We start from the raw sequence: 13829 nt of genomic DNA on the forward strand, positions 1-13829 counted from the left end.
TGGAACCTGTGGCCGGGCTCTCAGGCACTCGTCAACATGTTCCCAGCCAGTCGCGCCGCTGCAGGAACCGGGCCGTCAGTTCGGCCTCGGGCGAGCCGGCCGGGTCTTCGCGCCGGTAGGCCCAGGCGGCGAGCGGTGGCATCGACAGCAGGATGGATTCGGTGCGCCCGCCCGACTGCAGCCCGAAGTGCGTGCCCCGGTCCCAGACCAGGTTGAATTCGACGTAGCGGCCCCGGCGGTAGAGCTGGAACTCGCGTTCGCGCTCGCCATGGGGCAGCCCCTGGCGGCGCTGCACGATGGGCAGGTAGGCACCCAGGAAGGCGTCGCCCACCGACTGCATCATCGCCAGGCTGGCGTCGAAGCCCGGCTCCGAGAAATCGTCGAAGAAGATGCCGCCCACGCCGCGCTGCTCGCCCCGGTGCTTCAGGAAGAAGTACTCGTCGCACCACGCCTTGAAGCGCGGGTACTTGTCGCCGCCGAAAGGCGCCAGCGCGGCCTGGCAGCTGCGGTGGAAATGCACCGCGTCTTCCTCGAAGCCGTAGATGGGCGTCAGATCCATGCCGCCGCCGAACCAGCACACCGGCGCCGCGCCCGGGTGGCCGGCGGCGATCATGCGCACGTTCATGTGCACGGTCGGCACGTAGGGGTTGCGCGGGTGGAACACCAGCGACACGCCCATGGCCTCGAACGGCGCGCCGGCCAGCTCGGGCCGGTGCGCCGTGGCCGAAGGCGGCAGCCGCGGGCCGCGCACGTGCGAGAAGCCGCAGCCGGCCCGCTCGAACACGCGCCCGCCTTCCAGGATGCGGGTGATGCCGTCGCCCTGCAGCGGCTCGCCGGCCTCCTTGGTCCAGGCGTCGGAGCGAAAGCGCGCACCGCCTTCTTGCACCGCCCCCTCGACGCCCTCGATGGCGTCGGTGATGCGTGCCTGCAGGCCGACCAGATAGCCGCGCACCCGGGCGGCCACGCCGCCGGAATGCAGGGGCTGCGCGGCCGAGCCCGCGTCGGTGGGCTGCATCAGCTCTTGATGGCGCGGTGGCCGATGTCGCGGCGGTACTGCGCGCCGTCGAAGTGGATGCCGCGTGCCACGTCGTACACCCGCTGCTGCGCCAGCTTGACGCTGTCGGCCAGCGCCGTGACGCACAGTACGCGGCCGCCGGTGGTGCGCGGCACGCCCGCCTCGTCGAGCGCGGTGCCGGCATGGAACACCATGGCGTCGTCGGCATCGGCGGGCAGGCCGGTGATGGCGTCGCCCTTGCGCGGGCTTTCGGGGTAGCCGTGCGCGGCCATCACCACGCCCAGGGCGGGGCGGCGGTCCCACTGCATCTCGAGCTGGTCGAGCTTGCCGTCCACGGCGGCGGCCAGCACGTCGACCAGGTCGCTCTTCAGGCGCATCAGGATGGGCTGGGTTTCCGGGTCGCCCATGCGGCAGTTGAATTCCAGCGTCTTCGGGTGGCCGGTGGCGTCGATCATCAGACCGGCGTAGAGGAAGCCGGTGTAGGGAATGCCGTCCTTTTCCATGCCCCGGATGGTGGGCAGGATGATCTCGCGCATTGCGCGGGCGTGCACGTCGGCCGTGACCACGGGCGCGGGCGAGTACGCGCCCATGCCGCCGGTGTTGGGGCCTTCGTCGCCGTCTTTGAGCCGCTTGTGGTCCTGGCTGGTGGCCAGTGCCGCCACGTTCTTGCCGTCGCACAGCACGATGAAGGAGGCCTCCTCGCCTTCGAGGAACTGCTCGATCACCACGCGCGCGCCACCTTCGTTGTGGCTCACGCCGTACTTGTTGTCCACCAGCATGAAGTCGACCGCGTCGTGCGCTTCCTGCAGCGTCATCGCGACCACCACGCCCTTGCCGGCGGCCAGGCCATCGGCCTTGACCACGATGGGCGCGCCCAGCCGGTCCACGTAGGCGTGCGCGGCCGCCGGGTCGGTGAAGGCCTCGTACTCGGCCGTGGGAATGCCGTGGCGCTTCATGAAAGCCTTGGAGAACGCCTTGGAGCTCTCCAGCTGCGCGGCGGCCCGGGTGGGGCCGAAGATGCGCAGGCCGTGCGCGCGGAACTCGTCCACCACGCCGACGGCGAGCGGCGCCTCGGGGCCGACCACGGTCAGCGCGATCTTCTGCGCCTGCGCCCATTCGCGCAGCGCCCGCACGTCGGTGATGTCCACGTTTTCCAGCTTGGAATCGAGCGCCGTGCCGCCGTTGCCGGGCGCCACGAACACCTTCGCCACCTTGGGCGACTGGCTGATCTTCCAGGCCATTGCGTGTTCCCGGCCGCCGCCACCAATCACGAGAATTTTCATAATGCTGCGTTGTGATAGACCTCTTGCACGTCGTCCAGGTCTTCCAGGACGTCGAGCAGCTTCTGCATGCGGGCAGCGTCGTCGCCTTCCAGCTCGATGGTGTTGTCGGCGCGCATGGTGACCTCGGCCACCTCGGGCACCAGGCCAGCGGCCTGCAGCGCATTCTTGACGGCTTCGAAGTCGCCATAGGCCGTCAGCACCTCGATGGCCCCGTCCTCGCCGGTGACCACGTCCTCGGCGCCGGCTTCCAGCGCGAGTTCCATCACGCGGTCCTCGTCGGTGCCGGGCGCGAAGATGAGCTGGCCGCAGTGCTTGAACTGGAACGCCACCGAGCCTTCGGTGCCCATGTTGCCGCCATATTTGCTGAAAGCGTGTCGCACGTCGGCCACGGTCCGCACGCGGTTGTCGGTCATGGTGTCAACAATGATGGCCGCGCCGCCGATGCCGTAGCCCTCGTAGCGGATCTCTTCGTAGTTCACGCCCTCGGCATTGCCGGTGGCCTTGTCGATGTTGTACTTGATGCGGTCGGCCGGCATGTTGGCCGCCTTGGCCTTGTCGATCGCCAGGCGCAGGCGCGGGTTGGCCGACACGTCGCCGCCACCGGCGCGTGCCGCCACCGTGATCTCGCGGATGATCCGCGTCCAGATCTTTCCGCGCTTCTCATCCTGCCGCCCCTTGCGGTGCTGGATGTTCGCCCATTTACTGTGTCCTGCCACGGGTGTCCTTCGGGTGCTGGTATTGATTTAATCTACTGGCCGCGATTTTACTTTTGACTGCCCACCCATCATGGCCGAACCTCTTCTGATCGCCCGTTCGGGCACTGCCGAATGCCACCTCCTGCCCGGCCTCGCCAACCGGCACGGGCTCATCACCGGCGCCACCGGCACGGGCAAGACGGTCACGCTGCAGGCGCTGGCCGAAGGGTTCTCGCGCATCGGCGTGGCGGTCTTCATGGCCGACGTGAAGGGCGACCTTACCGGCATCAGCCAGCCGGGCCGCATCGGCGACAAGCTGGCGGCCACGCTCGCCGAGCGCGGCCTGCAGGTGCCCGAGCCCGTCGCCTGCCCCACCACGGTGTGGGACGTCTTCGGCGAACAGGGCCACCCGGTGCGCGCCACCATTTCCGACATGGGGCCGCTGCTGCTGGGCCGCATGCTGAACCTGAACGAAACCCAGCTGGGCGTGCTGAACCTCGTGTTCAAGATCGCCGACGACAGCGGCCTTTTGCTGCTCGACCTGAAAGACCTGCGCGCCATGCTCACGCACGTGGGCGACAACGCCAAGCAGTTCACCACCGAGTACGGCAACATCAGCGCCGCCAGCGTGGGCGCCATCCAGCGCGGGCTGCTGCAGATCGAGACCCAGGGTGGCGACCGGTTCTTCGGCGAGCCCATGCTCGACATCAACGACCTGATGCAGACCGTCGATGGCCGGGGCGTGATCAACATCCTCGCGGCCGACAAGCTGATGAATTCGCCGCGCCTCTACGCCACCTTCCTGCTCTGGATGCTGTCGGAGCTGTTCGAGACACTGCCCGAGATCGGCGACCCGGAAAAGCCCAAGCTCGTCTTCTTCTTCGACGAGGCCCACCTGCTGTTCAACGAAGCGCCCAAGGTGCTCGTCGAGCGGATCGAGCTCGTGGTGCGGCTGGTGCGATCCAAGGGCGTGGGCGTCTATTTCGTCACCCAGAACCCGCTGGACATTCCCGACAGCGTGCTGGCGCAGCTGGGCAACCGCGTGCAGCATGCGCTGCGCGCCTTCACCCCGCGCGACCAGAAGGCGGTGAAGGCCACCGCCACCACCATGCGGCCCAAGCCCGGGCTGGACATCGAGGCGGCCATCACCGAGCTGGCCGTGGGCGAGGCGTTGGTGAGCTTCCTCGATGCCAAGGGCCGGCCCAGCGTCACCGAGCGCGTCTTCGTGCTGCCCCCGGGCAGCCAGATCGGGCCGATCACCCCGCAGCAGCGCCAGGCGCTGCTGGCGCAGTCGCTGGTGGCCGGCGTGTACGAAAAGGCCGTGGACCGGGAATCGGCCTACGAGAAGCTGCGCGGCCGCGCCGACGTGGCTGCCGACAACGCCCCCGCCAAGGCGAAGGCCGACGCGGCGCAGGACGGCAGCGGCATGATGGGGGGGCTCAACGACGTACTGTTCGGCTCCACCGGCCCGCGCGGCGGCAAGCGCGACGGCCTGGTGCAGACCATGGCCAGGTCGGCCGTGCGCACCATGGGCACCTCGCTCGGGAAGGAGATCCTGCGCGGCGTGCTGGGCAGCATCTTCGGCGGCAAGAAGCGCTGATCCACTCCCAGCCGCCCCGGGCTGGCGGACCGGCGGACTGGCGATTCAGGGCGTCAGCACCAGCCGGTGCGCATAGCGGGCCGGCGCCAGTTGCAGCGGCCGCATGCCGCCCTGCGACCACGGCCCAGCCATGTCGCGGTAGCGCGGCGAGAAGACCAGCCCGCTCTGCCCGGTCTGGTAGATGAACAGCGACTGCTCCGGATCCCCCAGGTCGTACACCGCGCGCAGCGACGGGGCGTGGCGGCTGGCGAAAGGGTCGTGCTTTTCCGCCGGGTTGTACTGGCCCACGTTGACCGTGTAGGCATCGCCCGGCGACGGCACGCGCACATCGAACCAGCGGGCCAGCGCCGGCACGTTGCCGAACGGCCGGTGCACGCTGAGCGCCGGGTGGGCCGCGCCCCAGCGCCAGCGGGCGGGGTCGCCGCCGTGGAGCGCGGCCAGGCGGTCCAGCGCCCGGCTGAAGGCCGCGCCCGCCTGCTGCGGGCAGGTCAGGGGCTGGCACCACCAGCCGTCGCCCCCCTGCAGCATGCCCTCGATGCCGGCGCGGAAGTCGCGCCGGCCGTAGAGCGCCGCGAAGCGCTCGGCCCCGATGCGGGGCGCCAGCAGGCCACGCGCCAGCTCGTCCGCCCAGGCGGCGAAGATCAGCGGCGCGGCGCGGTCGGCGCGCATGTCGCCGTCCCAGCCCTGCAGCAGCGCCCGCGCCTGCGCAGCCAGGGCGTGGTCGGTGGGCGCGGCCACCAGGTGCGGCAGCAGCCGCAGCACCGCCAGCGACACGGTGTCCTGCTGCAGGGCCCGCAGGCTGGCCATGTCGTGGCGCGGCGTGGCCGCGAGGCGTTCGGCGATGCGGTCCTGCCGGTAGGGCAGCGACCAGTCGGCCGTGATGAAGTGGGGATAGCCGGGCGGCGTGATGCGCTGGTTGGCCGTGGCCAGCCAGCCGCGGGCGGCGCCGTCGTCCTGCGGGGTGTCTGCCAGGGGCAGCCAGCCCTGCCAGTCGTAGCGTGCGTCCCAGCCCGGTGCGGGGGCCACGCCGCGCAGGTCGTTGCCCGCGCCGCGCACCGGCACGCGGCCCATCGCCTTGAAGCCGATGGCGCCGTGCACGTCGGCCGCCACCACGCTCTGCATGGGCGAGTGGTAGTGGGCGAAAGCGCCGAACAGCTCGGCCACCGACCGGGCCTGGTTGGCCAGCAGGCCGGCCAGCACCGTCTGGTTGTCGGCGTCGAGCGCGCTCCAGCGCAGCGCGATCACATGGCGGTCCAGGTCGATCACGCCGCCGTGCAGCGCCGCCTGCGCGTCGCTCAGCACCGGGCCGTGGCGTGTGGCGCGCACGCGGTGGCGCACGTCCGGCTGGCCCTTGACGCGAATCAGTTCTTCGCGCTCGGTGAAGCGGGCCCAGCCGTCCGGCGTGCGGTAGCGCTTCGGGTCGGCCGGGTCGATCTGCTCCAGGTACAGGTCCTGCACGTCGGGCGCGGTGTTGGTGAAGCCCCAGGCCGCCTGCGCCGTGCGCCCCAGCACCACGAAGGGCAGGCCGGGCAAGGTGGCGCCCACCACGTCCATGCCGGCGACGGGGCCGCCGTCCGCCGCCACGCCAGCCGGTGCCTTCAGCCGGGCGAAGTACCAGATCGCCGGAGCGCCCAAGCCCAGGTGCGGGTCGTTCGCCAGCAGCGGCTTGCCGCTGGCGGTGCGGCTGCCCGCCAGCACCCAGTTGTTGCTGCCCCGCCCGCCCGGGTCGCCCGCCTGCGCGGCCAGATCGTGCGGCCAGGGCGCGAGCAGCGGTGGCTGCGCCTGCGGCACGCCAGCAGCCGCCACGGGCTCGGCGGGCGTGCGGTACACACCCATCTGGCGGTAGAGTGTCTGCAGGTCGACGGCCGTGGCCGGCGCTTCACCGGGGTACGGGGGCATCAGCTGCCAGAGCCGGTCGGTGGGCAGCGTGCGGGCCAGCGACAGGCGGGCGAACTCGTTGCCCCAGTTGCCGCCCAGGTCCAGCGCCATCATCAGCGCCCAGCCCACGCTGTCATGCGGCGACCACGGCGCGCCTTCGCTGCCGCCAGGGCGGGTGCCCAGCAGCAGGAATTCCGGCGGCAGCGCCTGCGTGCGGTGCTGGTGGAACGACGCGATGCCGCGGCTGTAGGCCTGCAGCGCCTCGCGGGCGAAGGGCGGCAGGCCGTCGTACTGGCGGCGCGCGGCGCCGGCGATGTCGAGCGTGCGCATCAGCCGGTCGGTGTCCAGCGCGGCGGGGCCGAACAGCTCCGACAGCTCGCCGTGCATCAGGCGGCGGTTGAATTCCAGCTGCCAGGTGCGCTCCTGCGCATGCACGTAGCCCATGGCGAACCAGGCGTCGAACGGCGTGGCCGCCTCGATGTGGGTGACGTCTGCGCCGTCGCGGCGCACCTGCACGGGCTGCGTCAGGCCCGAAGCCTGCAGGCGGCCGTCCAGGGCGGGAAAACTGCGCAGCACGTAGACGGCGGCCGCGGCGCCCGCCAGCAGCGCCACGGCGACCAGCCCCACCGCGATGCGGCCGATCCACCGCTGGGTTCGCGACATGCCCATGCTCAGCCTTTCTTCAGCGCCCTGGATTGAAGGCAGCGCTCAGTGGGTATGGCCCCAGTAGATCAGCGCATCGCGCCCTTCCACCGACAGCGACACCGGCGCGCCCACCGGCAGCAGGACCTTGGTGGCCACGTGGCCGAACGGCAGGTTGGTGAGCACGGGCGCCTTGATCTGGGTGCGCAGCCAGGCGACCACGCTCTGCAGCTTGAAGCCCTTGTCGTGCGGCGTCAGCGTGTAGTCGCTGAACTGGCCCAGCACCACGGCCTTCTGGCGGGCCAGCACGCCGGCGTGCAGCAGCTGCGTCAGCATGCGCTCGATGCGGTAGGGGTGCTCGTTCACGTCTTCCAGGAACAGGATGCCGCCGCGCACGTCGGGCAGGTAGGGCGTGCCGACCAGCGAGGCCAGCACGGCCAGGTTGCCGCCCCAGAGCGTGGCGTTTTTCACGTAGATGTCGCGCACGGCGGGCTGGCTGTCGGCGCCGGGCTTCTCGGCGTTCATGCGCCAGCCGGCGCCTTCGCCGTGGCCGGTGAAGAGGTCGTCCAGGCAGGCCAGCATGATGTCGTCGGGCTCGCCCTCGCACCCTAGGTCGCCGACCAGCGCCGGGCCGGCCCAGGTGGTGGCGCCGGTCTGCGCCAGCAGGGCCGTCTGGAAAGCGGTGAAGTCGCTCAGGCCGACGAAGCGGGTGCCGCCGGCCACGGCCTTGGCGACCGCCTTGTAGCGGATGCCGGGCAGGATGCGCGAGAGGCCGTAGCCGCCGCGCGAGATCAGCGCCACGTCGGCCCCGCTCGCCGCGGCGCGGTGGATGGCGGCCAGGCGCGTGGCATCGTCGCCCGCGAACCGGGTGTGGCTCGCCAGCGCGTCGGCATCGATCTCGACCTCGTGCCCCATCGCCTGCAGGCGGGCCACGCCGCGCTTGAAGGCGGCCTTGTCGCGCACCGCGCCGGAGGGGGAATAGATGTAGATGTGCTGCGGGCCGTGGTGGTGGCCGCAGGCCGAGGGGTGGTGATCGAGGGACAAGGCATTCAGGCCGCGCACGGCCTGCTCCGAAAGAGGGCAAGGTGGGCGCACGGCCGGGGCGGGCCCGGGCGTGGCGTCAAGGGCGGAAGTATTCCACAGCGCGTTCGGCCAGCGCCGGGCCGTCCAGCGACGGGTCGGCCAGCCTGTCCGGCACCGGTGCGCCGGCCGGCACCGCCGCGGGCCAGTGCGCGGCGGCACGGGGCCCGGCGCGGTGGCCGGCGTCGGGGAACGGCGCGGCCCAGGCCGGGTCGCCATCGTCCGCCGGCGGCTCGCCGCAGACCAGCCAGCCGGCAAGGCGCCCGGGCAGGGCCGCATGCAGCGCGGCGGCCAGCGCGCCCATGGCCGGCGGCGCCACCAGCACGGTGCGGCCCAGCTCCAGCCGCGCCGCCCATTCGGCCAGCACCCGCGCATGCCAGGCCAGCGTGTGCACCGCCGCCTTCTTGGGCTTGTCGCTTCTGCCGAAGCCGACGAGGTCGGGCGCCACCACGCGGTCGCCCGCCGCGACGAAGACCGGCAGCATGCGGCGCCACGCATGGCTCCAGGCCGTGCTGCCGTGCAGGCAGAGCCAGGTGCGGGCGGCGTCCGGGGGTCCTTCGTCCAGATAGTGCAGCCGCAGCCCGCCGAGCGCCGGCAGGTCGCTCACGTAGTGCGGCAGCCAGGGGTTGCCGGACAGTGCCGCAAACCGCGCTTCAGGCGTGCGCAGGGCGTCGTCGCGCAGCGGGTGCGCGGCCAGCGCCCGGGCCCGCTGCTGCTGGCGGCGCTGCTGGAAGAAGTCGCTCAGCAGCGCGGCGCATTCGTCCGCCAGCACCCCGCCTTGCAGCGCGGTCTGGTGGTTGAGCCGGGGCTCGGCGAAGAGGTTGACCACCGAGCCGGCCGCGCCCGTCTTCGCTTCGGCCGCGCCGAACACCACGCGCGGCAGCCGCGCATGCAGCATGGCGCCGCTGCACATGGCGCAGGGCTCGAGCGTCACGTAGAGCGTGCAGCCGTCCAGCCGGTAGTTGCCCAGCCGCTCGGCCGCCGCCCGCAGCGCGGCGATCTCGGCATGGGCCGTCGGGTCGAGGCGGGCGATCGGCGCATTGCGGCCGGTGGCGATCACCTGGTCCTGCCGCACGACGACGGCGCCCACCGGCACCTCGCCCGCCTCGGCAGCGGCGCGGGCCTGCTCCAGCGCCAGGCGCATCCAGCGGGCGTCGTGGGGCGCCTGGGCGCCATCGGTGCTTTCACTCATCTTTTGATAGCATCAAGCCCAGCATTCATCAGCGCCAGGGCCTGTTTTTACTTGGACTCATCGTCCGGCATGGGGCGGGCCTGCTGCATCAGCGCATCCATCTGCTGGCGCACCTGCTGCTGGATCTGCTGGCTCTGGTCGCGCACCGAGCCGGTGGGTGCGCTGGCGGGTGACCCGGGCACGGCGGGCAGCGCCGCCGCCTGCGGCGCCTGGGCCTGCCGCCTGGCCAGCACCGCCACGATGGCCAATGCCACCACCAGACCGATGAGTCCGAAAGTCCTGAACACCGCGCACCGCCTTCGTCGTTACCGCAGCCCGGGATGGGCCCGTGTGGCCGCCACTGTAGCGGCAGTCCCGCGCCGGCCTCCAGCAAAAACGGCCGCAGGAGCGGCCGGTGGACGTGGGCGGGGGCATCGGTGGCGCCCCTGGCGGGTCAGTTCAGCCCAACGCGGGCGTTGTCCGGGTAGTGGTAGAGCGTGACGGCCGGGTGCGTCAGCTCGCCCTTGGGCGTGAACGACACGTTGGCCGTGACGCCCTTGTAGTTCGCCTTGCCGATGAAGGGCGTGTACTTGCGCGGATCGACCGAGTCGGCGCGCTTCATCGCGTCGGCCAGCACCATGGCGGCGTCATACGCGTAGGGGCTGTAGATCTGGAACTGGCCGGGGAACTTGGCGTCGTAGCGCTTCTTCCACTCGGGGCCGCCCTGCATCCTGGCGACGGAGGCGCCGCCGGTGGCGCAGGTCACGTTCTTCAGCGCGGCAACCTTGCTGGCCAGCTCGGGCAGCTTTTCGGTGCAGAGCGCGTCGCCGCCGAAATACTTCACCTGGCCCATGCCCAGCTGCTCCATCTGGCGCAGCATGGGGCCGGCCTGCGCGTCGAGGCCGCCGTAGAAGATGCCGTCGGGCTTCTTGCTCTTGAGCGAGGTCAGGATGGCCATGAAGTCGGTGGCCTTGTCGTTGGTGAATTCCTCGCCCACCACCTGCAGGCCCTTTTGCTGCGCGGTGGCCTTGAACACCTGCGCCACGCCCTGGCCGTAGGCCGTGCGGTCGTCGATGATGGCCACCGTCTTGAGCTTCAGGTGGTCGGCCGCGTAGAGCGCCAGCGCCGCGCCCAGCGCGTTGTCGTTGGCGATCAGGCGGAAAGCGGTCTTGTAGCCGGGCTTGGTGAAGTCGGGGTTGGTGGCCGAGGCGGTGATGTGCGGCAGGTCGCACTTGTCGTAGATGGAGGAGGCGGGAATCGACGTGCCCGACTGCAGGTGGCCCACCACGCCGGCCACCTTCTGGTCGCAGAGCTTCTGCGCCACGGCGGTGGCCTGGCGCGGGTCGCCCGCATCGTCTTCGGCTGCCAGCTCGAACTTGATCTTCTTGCCGCCGATCACCAGGTTTTGCGCATTCAGGTCGTCCACCGCCAGGCGCACGCCGTTTTCCGTGTCCTTGCCGATGTGGGCGATGCCGCCCGAGACGGGGCCGGCGTGGCCGATCTTGACGACCTGCACGTCCTGGGCATTCACCGCGGCGGCGGCGAGGGCGCAGGCCAGGGCGGTCAGTTGCAGGGGAAAACGCAGGCGGGAAGCAGTGGACTGGGCGAACATTCGGTCTCCGTGGCTGGCTGGACGAAAGGAAGCGAAACACAAGCGAGCGTGGCAGCAGTTGCCGCCACCTGCATATGCTAACCATGAGCCCGCGCTCGTCGCACCAAAACCATGCAAGACCCCAGCCGAGCAGCCCCAAACAGGTGCATTGGCGGGGTGGCGACGGTGCCCCGGCACGCCGCTCGCCGCCCTTCGTGGACGGGGCGCAGCACGCCGATGGCCCCGCGCTGGGATAATCCCGCCCCATGTCCCTGCTGCCCCACCAGATCGAACTGCTCTCCCCCGCGCGCGACGCCGACATCGGCATCGAGGCCGTGAACCACGGCGCGGACGCCGTCTACATCGGCGGCCCCGCCTTCGGGGCGCGAGCCGGCGCCGGCAACGAGATGCGCGACCTGGAGCGGCTCATCCGCCACGCGCACCGCTTCGGCAGCCGCATCTTCATCACGCTCAACACCATCCTGCGCGACGACGAGCTGGAAGGCGCGCGCCAGATGGCCTGGCAGGTGTACGACGCGGGCGCCGACGCGCTCATCATCCAGGACATGGGCCTGCTGGAGCTGGACCTGCCGCCCATCCAGCTGCACGCCAGCACGCAGACCGACATCCGCACGCCCGAAAAGGCGCGCTTCCTGCAGGACGCAGGGCTCTCGCAGATCGTGGTCGCCCGCGAGCTGGACCTGGGCCAGATCGCCGCAGTGCGCGCCGCCACCGACCCGGCGCGCACCACCATCGAATTCTTCGTGCACGGTGCGCTGTGCGTGGCCTATTCGGGCCAGTGCTACATCACCCACGCCCATACCGGCCGCAGCGCCAACCGGGGCGACTGCAACCAGGCCTGCCGCCTGCCCTACGAGGTGCTGGACGCGGGCGGCCGCATCATCGCGCACGAAAAGCACGTGCTGTCGATGAAGGACAACAACCAGTCGGACAACCTGCGCGCACTCATCGACGCCGGCGTGCGCAGCTTCAAGATCGAGGGCCGCTACAAGGATATGGGCTACGTGAAGAACATCACGGCCCACTACCGCAAGCTGCTCGACGAGATCATCGAGGAGCGCGAATTCACCGCGCAGCCGCTGGCACGGTCGTCCTCGGGCCGCACCACCTTCAGCTTCACGCCCGACCCCGACCAGAACTTCAACCGCGAGTTCACCGACTACTTCGTCAACGGCCGCAAGGAAGACATCGGCGCCTTCGACACGCCCAAGACACCGGGCCGCGCCATCGGCTGGGTCACCAAGGTGGGCGAGAACTTCGCCGAGCTGGAACTCTCCAGCGCGGACACCGTGCTGCACAACGGCGACGGCCTCTGCTACTACGACCTGCAGAAAGAGCTGGTGGGCCTGCAGATCAACCGCGCCGAGGCCATCAACGCCAGGAAGGGCCTGTGGCGCGTGTTCCCCAAGGACCCGATCGCCGGCTTCAAGGACTTGCGCCGGGGCCTGGAGGTCAACCGCAACCGCGACATGGAATGGGTGCGCACGCTGGACAAGAAATCCAGCGACCGGCGCATCGGCCTGTGGGCGCAGCTGGCCGAAACCGCTGACGGCTTTTGCCTGACGCTGACCGACGAGGACGGCTTCACGGGCAGCGCCGCCATCCGTCAGGCGCATCAGCCCGCCACCGACCCAGCACGCGCCGAGGCCACGCTGCGCGAGCAGCTGGGCCGCTTCGGCGCCACCGTGTTCGCGGTGCACGACATCGCGCTCGCGCTGTCGCAGCCATGGTTCGTGCCGGCCTCGGCGCTCAACCAGCTGCGCCGCGATGCGGTGGAGGCGCTGGAGGCCGCGCGCGCGGCCGGCTTCGTGCGACTACCGCGCGCCCAGCCGGTGGAGCCGCCAGCGCCCTTTCCCGAAGACACGCTGAGCTATCTGGCCAACGTCTTCAACCACAAGGCGCACGACTTCTATGTGCGCCACGGCGTGAAGGTGATCGACGCGGCCTACGAGTCGAAGGAAGAGGAAGGCGAGGTGAGCCTGATGATCACCAAGCACTGCGTGCGCTTCTCGATGAGCCTGTGCCCCAAGCAGGCCAAGGGCGTGATCGGCGTCAAGGGCACCATCAAGGCCGAGCCGCTGCAGCTGGTCAACGGCAAAGAGAAGCTCACCCTGCGCTTCGACTGCAAGCCCTGCGAGATGCACGTGGTGGGCCGCATGAAGAAGTCGGTGTTGCACCAGCACGCCAAGGACATGCAGGCCGTGCCCATGCAGTTCTACCGCACGCGTCCGGCGCCTGCTTCGCTATCATAAAGATAGCTTAAAGCCAAGACACCGCCTGCGCCAGCGGCCTGTTTGGCATTGAACAGGGCGCCAGGCGAGCCGGGGGTGCGCGGCGGCCCGGGCCTGCGGCGTCCCGGCGGCCCTGGCGGGTGGCGCGATACTCGGGGCATGACCCATCACCGCCCTCCCCTCGCTCGCCGCGCCGCGTCGCTCGCGGCCACCGTGTCCCTTGGCCTGCTGCTTGCAGCCTGCGGCAGCGGCCCGTCCGGCGCCGACAAGACCGAGGAGGATTTCATCGCCTACCGCAAGGCGCAGGACCTGGCCGTGCTGCAGCAGCAGATCACGCCGCCGCTGGACGAGCCGCTCAAGCTGCTGGACTCGCCCGCGCCGCGCTACCCGTCCTACCTCATCACCCTCGGCACCAAGGGCGACGTGGTGGTGTCGTTCGAAGTGCTGCCGAGCGGCCGCGTCGGCGATACCAAGGTGCTGCCCGGCAGCGACGAGGGCCTGCACAAGCCGGTGCTCGACGCGCTGCGCGGATGGAAGTTCTCGCCGCCGAAGCGCGACGGCAAGCCGGTGCGCCTGCGCCTGCAGCAGACCTTCCGGATGGCGCCCTGACCGCCCGCGCCGC

11 protein-coding genes are annotated in these 13829 nt (G+C 70.7%); 3 read left to right on the forward strand and 8 right to left on the reverse strand.

Annotation, left to right across the window (positions count from 1 at the left end; genetic code table 11):
- Positions 1-31 precede the first annotated feature (31 nt).
- The 3 genes from hemF to ABWV53_RS09280 are packed head-to-tail and all read right to left on the reverse strand — an operon-like array spanning position 32 to position 3014.
- Positions 32-1015: an oxygen-dependent coproporphyrinogen oxidase gene (hemF, locus tag ABWV53_RS09270; protein WP_353365150.1), complete on the reverse strand. Its 984-nt coding sequence runs from the start codon at positions 1013-1015 to the stop codon at positions 32-34.
- Positions 1015-2298 carry a phosphoribosylamine--glycine ligase gene (purD, locus tag ABWV53_RS09275; RefSeq protein WP_353365152.1) on the reverse strand — a complete coding sequence of 428 codons (1284 nt, stop codon included), beginning with the start codon at positions 2296-2298 and terminating at the stop codon, positions 1015-1017. The genes hemF and purD overlap by 1 nt, the downstream gene beginning before the upstream one ends.
- A complete protein-coding gene (locus ABWV53_RS09280; RefSeq protein WP_056663288.1) occupies positions 2295-3014 on the reverse strand; it encodes a YebC/PmpR family DNA-binding transcriptional regulator in 720 nt (239 codons plus the stop codon). The genes purD and ABWV53_RS09280 overlap by 4 nt, the downstream gene beginning before the upstream one ends.
- Positions 3015-3084: 70 nt before the next feature.
- On the opposite strand from ABWV53_RS09280, the gene ABWV53_RS09285 reads away from it, so the two are divergent.
- A complete protein-coding gene (locus ABWV53_RS09285) occupies positions 3085-4593 on the forward strand; it encodes a helicase HerA-like C-terminal domain-containing protein (RefSeq protein WP_353365154.1) in 1509 nt (502 codons plus the stop codon).
- A gap of 45 nt (positions 4594-4638) precedes the next feature.
- Here ABWV53_RS09285 and ABWV53_RS09290 read toward each other — a convergent pair whose 3' ends face one another.
- The 5 genes from ABWV53_RS09290 to ABWV53_RS09310 form a co-directional block, all read right to left on the reverse strand.
- Positions 4639-7140 (reverse strand): penicillin acylase family protein, encoded by a 2502-nt coding sequence (locus tag ABWV53_RS09290; RefSeq protein ID WP_353365156.1) that lies wholly within the window; start codon positions 7138-7140, stop codon positions 4639-4641.
- Positions 7141-7179: 39 nt separating this feature from the next.
- Positions 7180-8175: an LD-carboxypeptidase gene (locus tag ABWV53_RS09295; protein ID WP_502903855.1), complete on the reverse strand. Its 996-nt coding sequence runs from the start codon at positions 8173-8175 to the stop codon at positions 7180-7182.
- A 58-nt stretch (positions 8176-8233) separates the two neighbouring features.
- A complete protein-coding gene (tadA, locus tag ABWV53_RS09300) occupies positions 8234-9385 on the reverse strand; it encodes a tRNA adenosine(34) deaminase TadA (RefSeq protein WP_353365158.1) in 1152 nt (383 codons plus the stop codon).
- 47 nt (positions 9386-9432) lie between these two features.
- Entirely contained in the window at positions 9433-9672 is a 240-nt protein-coding gene (locus ABWV53_RS09305) for a hypothetical protein (protein ID WP_353365160.1), read from the reverse strand.
- Between the two features lie 146 nt (positions 9673-9818).
- Positions 9819-10976 (reverse strand): branched-chain amino acid ABC transporter substrate-binding protein, encoded by a 1158-nt coding sequence (locus ABWV53_RS09310; protein ID WP_353365162.1) that lies wholly within the window; start codon positions 10974-10976, stop codon positions 9819-9821.
- Positions 10977-11221: 245 nt separating this feature from the next.
- On the opposite strand from ABWV53_RS09310, the gene ABWV53_RS09315 reads away from it, so the two are divergent.
- Together ABWV53_RS09315 and ABWV53_RS09320 are read left to right on the forward strand one after the other, a co-directional pair.
- Positions 11222-13228 (forward strand): peptidase U32 family protein, encoded by a 2007-nt coding sequence (locus ABWV53_RS09315; protein ID WP_353365164.1) that lies wholly within the window; start codon positions 11222-11224, stop codon positions 13226-13228.
- Between the two features lie 138 nt (positions 13229-13366).
- The gene (locus ABWV53_RS09320; protein WP_353365166.1) at positions 13367-13816 is read left to right on the forward strand and encodes an energy transducer TonB; all 450 of its coding nucleotides are present in this window, start codon (positions 13367-13369) and stop codon (positions 13814-13816) included.
- The last annotated feature ends 13 nt before the right edge of the window (positions 13817-13829 follow it).

The organism is Acidovorax sp. FG27, from assembly GCF_040365715.1.
Lineage (GTDB): Bacteria > Pseudomonadota > Gammaproteobacteria > Burkholderiales > Burkholderiaceae_C > Paracidovorax.

Coding starts and splice junctions, on each gene's coding strand:
- ABWV53_RS09310 (WP_353365162.1), bottom strand. CDS start 10,976: ATGTTCGCCCAGTCCACTGCTTCCCGCCTGCGTTTTCCCCTGCAACTG.
- ABWV53_RS09290 (WP_353365156.1), bottom strand. CDS start 7,140: ATGGGCATGTCGCGAACCCAGCGGTGGATCGGCCGCATCGCGGTGGGG.
- tadA (WP_353365158.1), bottom strand. CDS start 9,385: ATGAGTGAAAGCACCGATGGCGCCCAGGCGCCCCACGACGCCCGCTGG.
- purD (WP_353365152.1), bottom strand. CDS start 2,298: ATGAAAATTCTCGTGATTGGTGGCGGCGGCCGGGAACACGCAATGGCC.
- ABWV53_RS09315 (WP_353365164.1), top strand. CDS start 11,222: ATGTCCCTGCTGCCCCACCAGATCGAACTGCTCTCCCCCGCGCGCGAC.
- hemF (WP_353365150.1), bottom strand. CDS start 1,015: ATGCAGCCCACCGACGCGGGCTCGGCCGCGCAGCCCCTGCATTCCGGC.
- ABWV53_RS09320 (WP_353365166.1), top strand. CDS start 13,367: ATGACCCATCACCGCCCTCCCCTCGCTCGCCGCGCCGCGTCGCTCGCG.
- ABWV53_RS09285 (WP_353365154.1), top strand. CDS start 3,085: ATGGCCGAACCTCTTCTGATCGCCCGTTCGGGCACTGCCGAATGCCAC.